Origin of the sequence: Anaerococcus rubeinfantis (assembly GCF_001487145.1) — a bacterium.
Taxonomy (GTDB): domain Bacteria; phylum Bacillota; class Clostridia; order Tissierellales; family Peptoniphilaceae; genus Anaerococcus; species Anaerococcus rubeinfantis.
Window position 1 is genome coordinate 38,487 of record NZ_LN913015.1, and the last position, 13,792, is coordinate 52,278.

The 13,792-nt window shown below is 30.6% G+C and carries 13 protein-coding genes; 3 read left to right on the top strand and 10 right to left on the bottom strand.

The genetic code is table 11. The features are described 5' to 3' along the window. Positions 1 to 48 precede the first annotated feature (48 nt). From BN3265_RS00220 to BN3265_RS00230, 3 genes are all read right to left on the bottom strand, one after another. The gene (locus BN3265_RS00220) at positions 49 to 567 is read right to left on the bottom strand and encodes an FUSC family protein (protein WP_058989589.1); all 519 of its coding nucleotides are present in this window, start codon (positions 565 to 567) and stop codon (positions 49 to 51) included. Beyond that, the gene (locus BN3265_RS00225; RefSeq protein WP_058989590.1) at positions 564 to 1,424 is read right to left on the bottom strand and encodes a nucleoside hydrolase; all 861 of its coding nucleotides are present in this window, start codon (positions 1,422 to 1,424) and stop codon (positions 564 to 566) included. Before BN3265_RS00225 ends, BN3265_RS00220 begins: the two co-directional genes overlap by 4 nt. An 882-nt stretch (positions 1,425 to 2,306) precedes the next feature. Continuing rightward, positions 2,307 to 3,470: a M20 metallopeptidase family protein gene (locus tag BN3265_RS00230; RefSeq protein WP_058989591.1), complete on the bottom strand. Its 1,164-nt coding sequence runs from the start codon at positions 3,468 to 3,470 to the stop codon at positions 2,307 to 2,309. A 270-nt stretch (positions 3,471 to 3,740) separates the two neighbouring features. Here BN3265_RS00230 and BN3265_RS00235 point away from each other — a divergent pair, with 270 nt between their 5' ends. Then, on the top strand, positions 3,741 to 4,763 hold the full coding sequence (locus BN3265_RS00235; RefSeq protein ID WP_058989592.1) for a PTS sugar transporter subunit IIC: 1,023 nt from the start codon (positions 3,741 to 3,743) through the stop codon (positions 4,761 to 4,763). A gap of 129 nt (positions 4,764 to 4,892) precedes the next feature. Here BN3265_RS00235 and BN3265_RS00240 read toward each other — a convergent pair whose 3' ends face one another. The 5 genes from BN3265_RS00240 to gltX form a co-directional block, all read right to left on the bottom strand. Then, positions 4,893 to 5,891, bottom strand: a complete 999-nt coding sequence (locus BN3265_RS00240) for a sigma-70 family RNA polymerase sigma factor (RefSeq protein ID WP_058989593.1) — start codon at positions 5,889 to 5,891, stop codon at positions 4,893 to 4,895. Positions 5,892 to 5,985: 94 nt separating this feature from the next. Beyond that, on the bottom strand, positions 5,986 to 6,510 hold the full coding sequence (locus BN3265_RS00245; protein ID WP_058989594.1) for an NYN domain-containing protein: 525 nt from the start codon (positions 6,508 to 6,510) through the stop codon (positions 5,986 to 5,988). After that, on the bottom strand, positions 6,497 to 7,210 hold the full coding sequence (gene rlmB / locus BN3265_RS00250; protein ID WP_058989595.1) for a 23S rRNA (guanosine(2251)-2'-O)-methyltransferase RlmB: 714 nt from the start codon (positions 7,208 to 7,210) through the stop codon (positions 6,497 to 6,499). Before rlmB ends, BN3265_RS00245 begins: the two co-directional genes overlap by 14 nt. Further along, a complete protein-coding gene (gene cysS / locus BN3265_RS00255) occupies positions 7,210 to 8,628 on the bottom strand; it encodes a cysteine--tRNA ligase (protein WP_058989596.1) in 1,419 nt (472 codons plus the stop codon). Before cysS ends, rlmB begins: the two co-directional genes overlap by 1 nt. Before the next feature lies 1 nt (position 8,629). Continuing rightward, entirely contained in the window at positions 8,630 to 10,111 is a 1,482-nt protein-coding gene (gene gltX, locus BN3265_RS00260; RefSeq protein ID WP_058989597.1) for a glutamate--tRNA ligase, read from the bottom strand. 317 nt (positions 10,112 to 10,428) lie between these two features. Between gltX and BN3265_RS00265 the strand changes: the two genes are divergently transcribed. Both BN3265_RS00265 and BN3265_RS00270 read left to right on the top strand, forming a co-directional pair. Next, on the top strand, positions 10,429 to 11,109 hold the full coding sequence (locus BN3265_RS00265; protein ID WP_058989598.1) for a hypothetical protein: 681 nt from the start codon (positions 10,429 to 10,431) through the stop codon (positions 11,107 to 11,109). Further along, complete coding sequence (locus tag BN3265_RS00270; RefSeq protein WP_058989599.1) at positions 11,106 to 11,684, top strand: ATP-binding cassette domain-containing protein; 579 nt, start codon at positions 11,106 to 11,108, stop codon at positions 11,682 to 11,684. The genes BN3265_RS00265 and BN3265_RS00270 overlap by 4 nt, the downstream gene beginning before the upstream one ends. A 198-nt stretch (positions 11,685 to 11,882) precedes the next feature. Here the strand turns inward: BN3265_RS00270 and BN3265_RS00275 are convergent, their stop codons facing one another. Both BN3265_RS00275 and BN3265_RS00280 read right to left on the bottom strand, forming a co-directional pair. Continuing rightward, complete coding sequence (locus BN3265_RS00275) at positions 11,883 to 12,764, bottom strand: radical SAM protein (protein WP_058989600.1); 882 nt, start codon at positions 12,762 to 12,764, stop codon at positions 11,883 to 11,885. Between the two features lie 4 nt (positions 12,765 to 12,768). Continuing rightward, on the bottom strand, positions 12,769 to 13,779 hold the full coding sequence (locus BN3265_RS00280) for a threonine aldolase family protein (protein ID WP_058989601.1): 1,011 nt from the start codon (positions 13,777 to 13,779) through the stop codon (positions 12,769 to 12,771). Positions 13,780 to 13,792 lie beyond the last annotated feature (13 nt).

The following is a 13,792-nucleotide window of genomic DNA, read 5'->3' on the forward strand; positions in this document are numbered from 1 at the left end:
ATTCACTATTATTTTACCATAGAAAATCAAATTAAAAAAAGATGGGAATTATTTCTCATCTTTTTCCTTTTCATATTTAATAAATTTTAAAATTTCAAAATCAAGGGAATTTACCAAAATTGCAATTACAACTCCAACCAAGGTATCCAAAACCCTGTTTACTGCAAAATCTATTGCCCCAAAATTTTCTCCAGCATGATTTATAGAAACCGAGGCTAGAACTATGCACATTATTGAAATGGCGTTTGGTTTTTCCATTGAAGAAACTATCCAAATCAAAAAAGCCATAATTACCGATAATAAAAAATAATTTTCTATTTCATTGGTCAAATTTTTCTTTACAAATAAAAGGTATAAAAATCCAACAAAGCCACCAATAAAAGTTCCCAAAATCCTATTTAGACCAATATTAATTGAATCATTCACATCATTTTTTGTACAAATTATCGCAGCAATTGCTGAATAAAAGGGAAGGGCATTGGGAGACCTAAAATGGGAAAAAGTAAAAGACAAAAACACAGCCAAGGCCGTTTTAAAAATTCTTTGTCCCGGTTTTTTTAGTTTCATAGACCAAGCCTGTCGATTAAAAAGTCAAAAAATGTTTGGTCGTTGACCCTATTTGCCAAATATTTTTTGTTTTTAGAATTTGTTTCAACAATACTTCCCCTATCAAAATCTTCATTGACCTTGATAGCTTTTTCTTCAAAAATAAAGGCTTGAGGTTTGATTAGCATATATAAAAGCATAGCTGCCTTAATTTCTCTCTCATTTTTTGGATAAGCTTTGTACAAGTCTTTTATTTTCTCAAAAACAGGATCAGAAGTTGATTTTTCCAAAATTTCATCAGGCAATGTCAATGAATTTGAAATATCAATTGGCAAAATAAAAGTTTCAACATCTTCCTTCAAAACAATATTTGCAGCCTTTGGGTCGGTGAAAAAATTAAATTCAGAATTTTTAGTAACATCACCAAGAGAAAAGTTTGAAGCCAAAACAAAAATATGGTCAATATAAGAAAGAAAATCATCATATTTTACAATTGCTTTTGCAATATTTGTAAGAGGACCAGTCGCAACAATATCAAGTCTTCCACAATCTCTCGCCAAATTATACAAAAAATCCTCACACGTTTCATCAGACAAATAATCCTTTGTCTTATCAAAAATCACAGAATTTTCTCCCCTAATCAAAATCTCTTGATTTTTCAAATTAGAAAAAGCCCCAGAGCAAATTGGCAAAATTAAATCCTCCATATTTGTCATAGAAAGAATATTTTTTGCAGCAAAATCAGCATCCATAAAAGAGCTTACAGAAGAAATTCCAACAATTTCAAATTCATTAGAATTAAAGGCCAACTTAAGCATCAAAATTTCTGACAAACTAAAATTAGTATCTATATAAACAAATGGTTTTTCTTTTTCCATAATTCACTTCCTTTTATAAAAATTATACTTATATAAAGGGATTTTTCTATTGATAAAATTTAAGAATTAAAGAAATAAAAAAATTATTTGAATTACTAAAGAAATCAAAAATTAAAATATAAATAAAACAAAAGAGATCTCTCCACAAGGTCGAGATGGGTAATGTGTAAATATAATTTTAAGCTAAAGTTTGAATTATTTGATTAGATTTTCTTAAATATTTAAACTCAATAATTGAATTTGAAAATAGAATTTATAAATTTGAAAATAAATATTAAAAATGAATAAAAATATCCTTCAGCACTAAACCCAATCCCAAAATCACCCATCTCGGGCAGATAAATATGCCTTGATTTGGCATATTTATCCCTAAAACTAGTGCAGATTTATAACCGTTGATTTCGGTTGTAAATCCTGAAAACTAGTGCAAGAGCACGGAAGAATTTACGTAGTAAATGAGTTTTCATAAGCACGGAAGAATTTGCGAAGCAAATGAGTTTTAGTAGTCGAGAGATCTCACGGATTAAATATGGCGTGAAATTCAAAAAATTCATTGGGATTAATAAAGAAATCAAAATTAAAAATAAACTAAAAAAGAGATCTCTCTACTCACTTCGTTCGGTCGAGATGGGTAATATTTGAATATTATTTTAAGCTAAAGTTTGAATTTTTAGATTAGCTATCTTAAATATTTAAACTCAATAATTAAATATAGAACTATAATTTACAAATTGAAAATTAAAAATTTAAAAATAAATAAAAATATCCTTCAGCACTAAACCCAATCCCAAAATTACCCATCTCGAGCCCTGTCGAGAGATCTCATTAGTTAAATAAGGCTAATAATTTAAAAAAATCAATGGTATTACTAAAAAATAAAAATCAATTATTATTCAACCAATTAATTGCACTTGTCACAAATAAACCTACTCCTATTGGCATGGCGTCTTCTGAAAAATCTACTTTTGGATTGTGGTGAGAGTAATCATTTCCTGGAATTTTTGAATTTAGTAGAAAATAAACTGTAGGGACTTTTCTTGAAACAAAAGCCATGTCCTCACTTGCCATTAGTCTTTCTCCAGAAATCATTTTAATATCAGAAGCCTCTTCCACATAACCTACAAGCTCTTTTGTAAGTGATGGATCGGAATAAAGAGAAGGAACTGATGCAAAATATTCTAAATTAATTTCACATTCTGTAGCTTTTGAAACTCCTTCAACAATTTTCTCCATTCTTTTTTTCAATTTCTCCCTAATTTCTGGATCATAAGTTCTCATTGTCCCTTGTAAAGTAGCCGTGTTAGGAATAATATTTGAATTTGAACCTGATGAGAATTGACCAAATGTCAAAGTTGTATGTTTTGAAGGATTTGCATCGCGACTTATTAGTTGATTAAATTGTTGGTAAATCATTACACCTGCATTTATTGGATCTTTTGTGGTGTGAGGATATCCTCCGTGACCTCCTTGACCCTTAATTGTTATTTTAAAATTATCACAACTTGTCGCCATGTAACCCTCATAATAAGAAATTGATCCAGCCTCGTGACTGAGGTTTGTGTGAAGAGCAAGTGCCACGTCAACTCCTTCAAGAACTCCATTTTCAATCATCATTTTTGAGCCTTCAAAAATTTCTTCAGCAGGTTGGAACATAAATTTAACCCTGCCCTTAAAATCTTTTTTGTGATTAAAAATAATTTTTGCAGTAGAAATTCCAATTGCTGTATGAAGATCGTGACCACAAGTGTGAGCAAGTCCCTTATTTTTTGAAGAAAATTCAAGACCACTTTCCTCATCCATTGGAAGAGCATCCATATCAGACCTAATAAGAATAGTTTTTCCCTTACCTTTTTCGCCCTCAATTGTTGCAAGAATTCCACTTTCACCAACTTCTTTATAAGAAATTCCAATTTCTTCCAATTTACTTATAACATATTCCTTAGTCTCAGGAAGTTCTAAACCAAGTTCAGGATTTTCATGAATATGCCTACGATTTTTTATTAATTCATCTTTAATTTCATAAGCTTCTTTAAAATAATTTGCCATAAATCCATCCTTTCTATAATTTAAAAATTTATTATAAAAAATATTATTTACTAAATAAATATACCCAAAAATATTCACATAAATTTTCTATTTTTAAAAAAATTTACAATGAACTCTTTAATTTTTCAATAATTATATTTTCGTTTTCAACTACAGTTGTTTGACAAAATACAAATTAATCAAATAAATATAAGAAGATGAGCATTTTTTGTGAATATTTACAAAAAATAACTTATATATTAAAATAGTTTCTAATATAGGAGGAAAGAAATGAAAGAATTTTTAAAAAGAAAAGGAATAAGTTTATCGGCAAAAGTTTATTTTATTGACGCACTTGGATCAATGGCCTTTGGACTTTTTGCCACACTTTTGGTTGGAACAATTTTAAACACAATCGGCAAATCTTTTGACATTAAATTTTTGTCAGAAACAATTTGGCCCCTTGCTCAAGAAGCAACAGGCCCTGCAATTGCAGTTTCAATCGCCTATGCCCTTAATGCTGATAGGTTGATTTTATTTTCATCTACAATTGTAGGACTTGCCGCAAATAAATTGGGAGGACCAATGGGAGTTTTTATAGCGACCCTAATTTCTGTAGAAATTGCAAAATTAATTTCAAAAGAAACAAAAATCGACATAGTTTTGACCCCAGTTGTGACAGTTTTAGTCGGAGTAATGATTGCAAATTTAGTAGGACCCTTTATCCAAACACTCATGACAAAAATCGGAATAATTATAATGGATGCAACCAAACAAAAACCCTTTATTATGGGAATAATTGTTTCAGTAATTGTAGGAATAGTTTTAACCCTTCCAATTTCATCAGCAGCACTTTGCATGACCATAAGTCTTTCAGGACTTGCCGCAGGAGCTGCAACAATTGGATGTTGTTGTCAAATGATTGGCTTTGCAGTAATTTCATTTAAAGAAAATAAAACTCAGGGCTTAATCGCCCAAGGACTTGGAACAAGCATGCTCCAAATGCCAAATATAATGAGAAATCCAAAAATTTTAATACCACCAACCCTCGCCTCAGCAATACTCGGACCATTTTCAACAATAATTTTCAAACTAGAAAATTCCCCAATAGGAGCCGGCATGGGAACTTGCGGTTTAGTTGGACAAATTTCAACCTTTACAGCAATGAGCACCGTTCCATTTTTTAAATTATTATCAACAATAATAATCATGCACATAATTTTACCAGCCATAGTTTCATTGATAATTTATTATTTCGTTAAAAAAATTGGCTGGATAAAAGATGGGGATATGAAATTGGATTTTTCTAAATAAAATTAAAAATTCATAAAAAAATCAGACTGTTTTTAGTCTGATTTTTTTATTCTTATCTAATTATTTTTTTTTAAAATTTTTCTATTCCGCGGGTAAATATTAAAAACGTGCCACTGGCACGTTTTTAAGCTAGTCTTGATCACTGTATTGTTTTAGCTTTCCTAGGGCTTGGTTTTCTATTTGTCTTATTCTTTCTCTTGATAGGGAATAGATTGTTCCTATTTCTTCTAGGGTTTTTGGTTTTTCGTTATCTAGACCGTATCTGTAGATTATTATTTGTTTTTCTCTATCTGATAATTGGTCTAGGGCTTTCATTAGGAAATCTTCCATATCTTTTTTTAGGATTTGATCGTCTACTGGGATTGAATCGTCTCCTACCATATCCATTAGCTCATCGCCTGTTGAATCTTCTGAATCTAAATTTATATTTAGACTTGTTGAATTTACTTGATTTCTGTTTATCAAAAATAAATCGTCGGCTTGTTTTTTATCGATTCCTTCTTGTTTTAAAATCTTGTATAATTCTTCTTCGCTTGCTTCTGGATTTGCTTTTAATATTTGTTTTAATTTATTTAATTTTAAATATTTTCCAGCTGGTATTCTTATTGTATGGCCTTCTTTGTTGATTGCTTTTCTTATTGCCTTGTCAATCCACTTGTAGGCGTAGGTTGTAAATTTGTATCCCAAAGTAAGGTCAAATTTTTCTGCAGCTCTTATCATTCCAAGCATGCCTGATTGAACTAAATCTTCAAGTTCAAGGTCGTTTCCATGTGAACGATAAAAATATGAAGCCCTGCTTCTTACTAGTCCTTGGTTTTTGTCTACTAAAGCTCCAAGGGCATTTTGGTTTCCCTCTTGAAACTGTTCTACAATTTGCTCGTTTGTTAAATCTGAAAGCCTAATTATATCGCTTCTTTGCCTTGCAACTAGGGAATTTTTTATTTTTTTCCTGTCTTCTTCATCTTCTTCCAGCTCTTCGTCTTCTAAAAACTGGTCGAATTCTTCTTTTTCGTCTTCTGTCAGCCCCTTGTAAATTTTTTGGGCTTCTTTTTCATCAATATCATCTTCATCGAAGAAATCTTTAAATTTTTCAAAGACTTCTTCGTCATTAAAATTTATTTTATCCATATAACCACCATAAATTTGGTCTAACTAAATAGCCAAGTTCTTATAAAAATGATTTGAATTTTTATAAATTGAATTTATCTACCTTTACCATTATTTATTTTTCCAAGTCTTTTTTTATATCATCAAGTTTTTTTATTACATCTTCTGATAAGGGAAATTGCTTGAAATTATTTGAAAAATCTTTTTTTTGACTTCTCTTTATTTTTACCCTTTGATTTAAAAGATCATTCCTAAGCTCAAGGGCCGTCATCCTGCTTGCCCCTCTTTCAAAAGCAAGTGATTGAACTTGCCCATCATCAGTTACAACTTTTACATTGTGACGACGAGCATATTTGTTGGTCATTTTTTCAATGTAGGTGTCTGCCGTTTGAAATTTTTTGGTATAGACTATTTCTATGCCTAGTTTTTCAAATATATTTTCTTTTTCACCGTCTGAATTGTAGGCATCAAAAACTACGACAAGTTTTTCGTTTGAAAGAGATGCGTATTCTGCCATCTCGTCTATTAATTTTTCACGAGCAAGCTCTAGGGAATTTTCTTTTATATGATTTAATTCAGGCCAAGAATTTATTATGTTATAGCCATCAACATAGGTTATATTTTTTTTAGTTAAAGCCATTTTGTCTTAGACTTTCATAGATTGCAATTGCACTTGCTACCGATGCGTTTAATGAATTTATTTTGCCAAGCATGGGTATTTTTATTAGTCCATCGCAATTTTCTCTTACAAGTCTTGAAAGTCCCTTTCCTTCATTGCCAACAACTAGGGCGATTTTTCCTGTAAGGTCTGTTTGGGTAATATCACCTTCTGCTTCTCCAGCTAGTCCATAAACCCAAAAATTTTCTTTTTTTATTTCTTTTATGGCCCTATTTATATTTTTAACCATGGCTATATCAATGTTGTTGATTGCTCCTGCACTTGTTTTGTAAACTGTTGAGTTTACTTTTGCAGATCTTCTTTCTGAAATAATTATTCCATCAAATCCAAAGGCCTCTGCACTTCTAATTATTGCACCAAGATTGTGGGGATCTTCTATTTGATCAAGGATCATTAGTCTTTTTTTATCTTTTAAATCATCAAGGTCCTTGTATTTGTAATCTTCTACTTCGATTTCAACACCTTGGTGGTTGCCAGAAATTTTTGAAAAATAATCCTTATCTTCATAAAATATTGGCACATTTTTATCTTCTAATTTATTTATAATTTTATCAATCAGCCTGTGATTTTTACCCTTATTGTCTAAAATATGAGCTTTTTTTATATTTTCGCCTGCATCAATGGTTTCAAGTACAGATTTTCTTCCATATATACTTGCCATTATTTAAGCTCCCACTTGGTTCCTTCTCTTGTATCTTTGATTAAAATTCCCATTTCAGAAAGTTTATCACGTATCTCATCAGCTTTAGAAAAATCTTTTGCTTTTTTTGCTTCTTTTCTTTCTTCAATTAGTTTATTTATTAAATCTTCATCAATAGAATCGTCTGTTTTTTTCCTATTTTCTATACCAAGCACATCTTCAAGTTTTATAAATAAATCCCTAGTTTTTTCTACAAATTCTTTTGAAGAATTTTCATCTAGTTTGGTATTAGCAAATTTTGAAATTTCAAATAAAACTGTAAGGGCATCTGCAGTGTTTAGGTCATCATCCATGACTTTTCTAAAATTATTTTCAAAATTATCAAGCTCTTTTACTAGGTCTTTTTCTTCGTCTTTTAAATTTCCACTTGTTTTTTCTAAAAGATCATCCATCCTAAATTTGGCATTGTTTAATCTTTCTAGGGAATTTTTGGCTTGTTCTATTATTTCTCTTGTGAAGTTTATTGGAAGTCTATAACCTGCAGACAAAAGCCAAAATCTCACAACCATAAGATCGTATTCTTTTTTGATATCGTGAAGGGTAAAGAAATTTCCCAAAGACTTGCTCATTTTGGTTCCATCAACTTGGATCATGCCGTTGTGCATCCAATAATTTGCAAATTTTTTGCCTGATCTTGTTTCTGATTGGGCTATTTCATTTTCGTGGTGAGGAAATTGTAAATCTTCTCCACCAGCATGAAGGTCGATTGTCTCTCCCAATAATTTTTTGCTCATGGTTGAACATTCTATATGCCAGCCCGGTCTACCCTTGCCCCAAGGAGAATCCCAAGAGATTTCTCCTTCTTTTTTTGTAGCTTTCCAAAGGGTGAAATCCATAGGATTTCTTTTTTTGCCCTTGTCCTTATCATCTAATCTGTTTGATGCGCCTTCTCTTAAATCTTCAATATTTTTTCCTGAAAGATGGCCATAATCTTTTGCTTTTGAAATATCAAAATAAACATCTCCATCAGATTCGTAAGCTGCATCCTTATCCACCAATTCTTTTACAAATTCTATAATATCATCCATAGTTTCTGTAGCTTTTGGGTGGATGGTGTGCTTCTCATCAAGATTTAAATCTTTTGCATCTTCCATATAAGCTTCTATATACTTATCTGTAACTTCCTTAGTTGATATCTTATCTTTAATGGCCTTATTTATAATTTTATCGTCAACATCTGTAAAATTTACAACATATTTTACGTCGTTGCCAAGATATCTTAAATATCTTCTCATTGTATCAAAAATTACCAAAGGACGGGCATTTCCTATGTGCATATAATCATAAACTGTTGGGCCACATACATACATTCTTACCTTGTTTTCATCAATTGTTTTGAACTCTTCTTTTTGTCTTGTGAATGTATTATATATTTTCATATTAAAAATTTTCCTTAACGTAATTTAATCTGTCGATCATTTTTTCCTTGCCCATAATTACAAAGGCATTTACAAGTTCTGGTCCGTGAACATTTCCTGTAAGTCCTGCCCTAACTGGGAACCATAAATTCTTTCCTTTTATTCCTGTTTCTTTTTGGATAGATTTCATTATGGTTTTTGCAAAATCAAGACTAACTTCATCAACTTCTTCAAGTTTTCCAATAAAGGCATCAAACAAAGTTTTAGCATCATCAGTTTTCATAGCTTCAACTGCTTCATCGGTCCATTTCATATCTTTATCATCTACATAATAAACATAAGCTTCGTCTTTAATATCTGTGAATTTATCAATTGCTGATTGCCAAGTAGCTGCAAGAAGATTTAATTTTTCTTCTGGATAATCTTCGCCGAAAAATCCTGCTTCAATACAATATGGTTTTATGGCAGCTGCCAAATCTTCAACGCTCATTTCTCTTACATAATGACCGTTAACCCAATCAAGTTTTCTTACATCAAAAACTGCTCCGGTTTTATTTACCCTATCAAAAGTAAATTGGTCAGCAAGTTCTTTCATTGTAAAAATTTCTTCCTCACTATCAGGTGACCATCCCAAAAGAGCCAAATAATTTATAAGTCCTTCTGGCAAATATCCTCTTTCGATGAAATCTTCAACCATTCCATCTCCATTTCTCTTAGAATATTTTTTGTGATCTTTATTTAAAACTGTAGGAAGGTGGATATATTCTGGAGCTTCCCATCCAAAAGCTTGGTATAAAAATACGTGTTTTGGAGTAGAAGAAATCCATTCGTCCCCTCTTACAACGTGGGTGATTCCCATTTCGTGATCGTCAACAATAACTGCAAAATGATAAGTTGGATATCCATCTTCTTTTATCAAAACTTGGTCATCCATATCATTTGTATTAAAGGTAATTTTTCCCTTAATCCTATCTTCAAAAGAAATATCGGTATCTTTTGGAAGTTTTAATCTTACAGTATATTTTTCACCATTGGCAATTTTTTCTTTTGCCTCTTCCAAAGTAAGTGAACGACAAAGTCCATCATATTTTGGTGTAAGACCATCAGCTTTTTGTCTTGCTCTTAAATTATCAAGTCTTTCTTTTGAGCAGAAGCAATAATAAGCCTTGCCTTCTTCGATTAATTTTTCAATATATTTATCATAAATTCCAGCCTTAACCCTATCAGATTGGATATAAGGACCGCAGTCTCCTTTTTCAGTAAACTCACCATTTTCATCAAGCATAACGCCTTCGTCAATTTCAATTCCTGACCATTTTAAAGTCTTCAATAAATTTTCCAAGGCTCCTTCAACAAATCTAGTTCTGTCTGTATCTTCAATTCTTAAAAGCATTTTTCCACCAGTATGTCTTGCATAAAGGTAATTAAAAAGTGCTGTTCTAAGTCCACCGATGTGGAGGTAACCTGTTGGTGATGGTGCAAATCTAACTCTTGTTTCTGTCATAAGTCCTCCTTAAAAATATTACTTTCATTATATAATATCTTGACTAATTTATAAACTCATATTTTTTCAAATTTTTTCCGTAACTTTATCTAAAAATAACGAAAAGGAAAGGGAGTGCAAAACTCACTCCCTCCCAAATACTGCTTTTATTCTAGCATAAAAAATAAATTTTTTCAAGATTTATTATCAATTACAAAGATTTATATTTTAAAATTATATTTTTGAATTTTATTTCAAATTTTTTTCCTGTAATATATTTATGTTATAATACGAGAAAGTGTTTCTAATTATTCAAATAAAATTATAAGGAAAATATTATGTTAAAATCGCTAATAAAATTCAACTTCAAAATAATTTTTAAAGACAAAATTTCTATATTTTGGTCAATAATTCTTCCCTTAGTTTTTTTGCTTATTAATTCTCACAAAAAAATTGATATCAATGAAGCTTTAATCTATTGTGCCTATATAATAGTAACCTCCTATATTTATGGAGTAGGATTAAGGGCCCTAAGACAAAGAGAAAGTGGTATGTGTAAATTTATTTTCGGCCTAAATTATCAAAAAACAAAATATTTTGAAGCTCTGCTCATATCCCAAATAATTTATGCAAGTCTTTGCAGCCTAATATTTTGCATCGGTGCAAGCTTTGTTCTTAAAATAAGTTTTTTAAAACTTTTTTCCTACGATATGGTATTAGTTTTTCTTTTGATAAATATAGGATTTTTATCTTATAACCTAACCCTTTTAAAAGATGTCCACGTAAATTCTATATCAACCATAACTGATATTTGCGTATTTGTCGGAGTTTTTCTTTTAAATTCTCCTTCAAAAATCAATCTTATAAATCCTTTTTATCAAATATTTTTATTGATAAATGCCCTAATAGATAAAAATTTTTCCTATATTGGGACTTATATTTTAATATTTCTCCTAACTAGTGTTTTATCCATATATTCAATAAAAAATTTCAGTCCATTTTCAAAGGAGCGTAGATGATGTTTAGTGTTTTTAATATAGAAACTTTGATTTTTAAAATAAATAGAATAGATTTTTCAGATAAAATAAATTATATTTGTGACAAAAATGGTTCAGGAAAGACTCTTTTTTTGGATAGCCTTTATTTTGATAATAGGGTTAAAATAGAACCCCATATAGACAAAAAAGACATAATCTATCTAAGCCAACACTTTTCTTTTTATGAAAGAATAAAGGTGAGAGATTTTATAGAATTTTTTGACCAAATAAATAATGAAAATCTTCTAGAAAAAATAAGAAAAAATTCTTACATAAATAATTTTATTAATGAAAATTTCGATAAAACCCTCTACCACCTATCAGGTGGAGAATTTAAATTTTTATATTTGATTTTACTTTTATTTACTGATAAAAAATTATACCTATTAGATGAACCCTTTAACGAACTTGATAAAGAAAAAGCAAAATACATAGCAAATTTAATCAAAGATTTAAACAAAAAGGGCAAAAAAATAATAATAACCAATCACTATGATTTGGGATTATTTGAAGAAAAAGATATAAAAAAAATAAGGCTATTAGACCATACAGTCTAAATAGCCCCAGTCTGTTGACAAACTAAAAATTTTCCCATTTCGAGCGAACGTAGTGAGTCGAGAAATCTCATGAGATCTCTCCGTGCGTTCGTTTCACTCACTTAGTCGAGATGGTACGTAGCTTAATTTTTATTTTAAAATAAATTATTATATACATTCATACTTTGTCTACGCTCTGAGGCTATTAGACCATACAGTCTAAATAGCCCTGCCCATATTTTTTGAATCTAGGATTTTTTCATCTAGATTTTCTAGAGCATCTTCTAATTTTTTTATCATTTTTTCTTTGTTTCTCATGTGAGATGTTACTTTTACTAAGTTTACTATGTGACCTGATGAGTAGAGGACGTCTCCTGGGACTTCTAGATTTTTTAATAATTCTATTTGCTCTTCTAGGTTTTCTCTGTTACTTGTTTCTTTAAAATTTCCTTCTTCTCTCATTTTATATAATTTTGATCCTCTTTGGACGTCTGTGCTCATTATAAAAATTCCTATTGGTGGATAGAGGTTTAAAAATTTTGCTGTTTCTCTTGCGTTTTCTTTTGAATTTCCATTTCCTGCAACTCCTTGCATTACTATGGCGTTGTAGGTCATATTGGCATATTTCATTTTTTCTATCCCATCTTTATAGTCGTCAAGGTCCGCTCCCTTATCTAGCCATTCTAGAACTTTTTGATTTCCTGTTTCTACTCCAAACCAAAGTTCGTTGTAGCCTTTTTCTCTTAAGAGTTTCAAATCTTCTTTCGTTTTATTTTTTAAATTATAAAAACTTGCGTAGGATGTTATGGTTTTTACTTCTGGGATATATTTGTGGATTAAATCGGCAATTTCTACTAATTTTTCTGTTGATAGTACAAAGGGATCTCCGTTTAATAAATAAATTCTTTCAATTGGCCTCGGATAGGTCATGGAAATTTCCAAGATATCACTTTCTACATCTTTTAAAGGAGAAATCCCAAAATTTGTCATATGATACATGGTACAAAAGGCACACTTGTTGTGGGAACAGCCGTAAGTTACTTCCAAAAGTGGTGTGTAGGCTTCAAGTGGTGGTCTATAAACTTGTCCTGTGTAATGCATAATACTAAATCCTTTCTAAAAATTCTTCGATTTCTTCTTCTTTGCTCTTGTAGGTTGTTACAAATCTTGCAACAAATTTATCTTCTCTTTTTTCTCCCACTTCAAAATAAGCAAATTCTTCCCATTTTTTTATATCTTTATCTGAAATTTCTACAAAAACTTGGTTTGATTCAAATTCATAGGCAAGTTTATAGGCTTTTTCTTCAAAGCCTTTTGCCAATTTTTCTGCCATTTTGTAGGCTTTTTTTGCTCCTTTTATATACAAATCATCTTGGAAGAGTCTTTCAAACATGATTCCTGTGATAAATCCTTTGGCAAGCATGGCTCCTTTTTGTTTTTGTAAATTTCTAAAATTTTTCTTCAAATCATCATTTACAATTACAAGGGCTTCCCCAAACATAAGTCCGTTTTTTGTTCCTCCGAAATAAAATATATCGCAAAGTTTGGTCAAATCTTTAAATTTTAAATCTGATTTTTCATTTGCCATGGCGTGTGCTAGTCTTGCCCCGTCCATAAATAAATATAAGTCGTGTTTTTTACAAAAATCGTAAAGCTCTTCCAAATCTTTTTTACTATAAAGTGTTCCAACTTCTGTTGTGTTTGATATATAAATTTTTCTTGGAACTGTGTGGTGTTCGTTGGTAAAAGATTTATATTTTTCTTCCAATAATTTTTTTGTGATCTTTCCGTCCTTTGTTGGAATTGTTTCAATTTTTATTCCACAAGCCTCGATCGCTCCTGCTTCTTGGTCTTCAATATGTCCACTTGTTGCAGAAATTATTGATTCTTGTGGCAACATTCCCACACTTGCCCCAAGAATATTTGCTCCTGTTCCCCCGTGGATAAAATATATATCAACATTTTCATCTTCTAATTTTTCTTTAATCAATTTTTCAGCATTTTTGCTGTGATCATCAACCCCATATCCTGGATTTATTTGGTCAAGATTTTCTTTTATAGCATCTAAAATTTCTGGATAACAAATATCTGAATAGTCATTTCTAAAATTAATCATAAATTCTCCTTAT

Bases quoted from the DNA above. Each gene is read 5' to 3' on its own strand.
- BN3265_RS00280 (WP_058989601.1), bottom strand. From the start codon at position 13,779: ATGATTAATTTTAGAAATGACTATTCAGATATTTGTTATCCAGAAATT.
- BN3265_RS00275 (WP_058989600.1), bottom strand. From the start codon at position 12,764: ATGCATTACACAGGACAAGTTTATAGACCACCACTTGAAGCCTACACA.
- BN3265_RS00225 (WP_058989590.1), bottom strand. From the start codon at position 1,424: ATGGAAAAAGAAAAACCATTTGTTTATATAGATACTAATTTTAGTTTG.
- BN3265_RS00240 (WP_058989593.1), bottom strand. From the start codon at position 5,891: ATGGATAAAATAAATTTTAATGACGAAGAAGTCTTTGAAAAATTTAAA.
- rlmB (WP_058989595.1), bottom strand. From the start codon at position 7,210: ATGGCAAGTATATATGGAAGAAAATCTGTACTTGAAACCATTGATGCA.
- BN3265_RS00245 (WP_058989594.1), bottom strand. From the start codon at position 6,510: ATGGCTTTAACTAAAAAAAATATAACCTATGTTGATGGCTATAACATA.
- cysS (WP_058989596.1), bottom strand. From the start codon at position 8,628: ATGAAAATATATAATACATTCACAAGACAAAAAGAAGAGTTCAAAACA.
- BN3265_RS00235 (WP_058989592.1), top strand. From the start codon at position 3,741: ATGAAAGAATTTTTAAAAAGAAAAGGAATAAGTTTATCGGCAAAAGTT.
- BN3265_RS00230 (WP_058989591.1), bottom strand. From the start codon at position 3,470: ATGGCAAATTATTTTAAAGAAGCTTATGAAATTAAAGATGAATTAATA.
- BN3265_RS00270 (WP_058989599.1), top strand. From the start codon at position 11,106: ATGATGTTTAGTGTTTTTAATATAGAAACTTTGATTTTTAAAATAAAT.
- BN3265_RS00265 (WP_058989598.1), top strand. From the start codon at position 10,429: ATGTTAAAATCGCTAATAAAATTCAACTTCAAAATAATTTTTAAAGAC.
- BN3265_RS00220 (WP_058989589.1), bottom strand. From the start codon at position 567: ATGAAACTAAAAAAACCGGGACAAAGAATTTTTAAAACGGCCTTGGCT.
- gltX (WP_058989597.1), bottom strand. From the start codon at position 10,111: ATGACAGAAACAAGAGTTAGATTTGCACCATCACCAACAGGTTACCTC.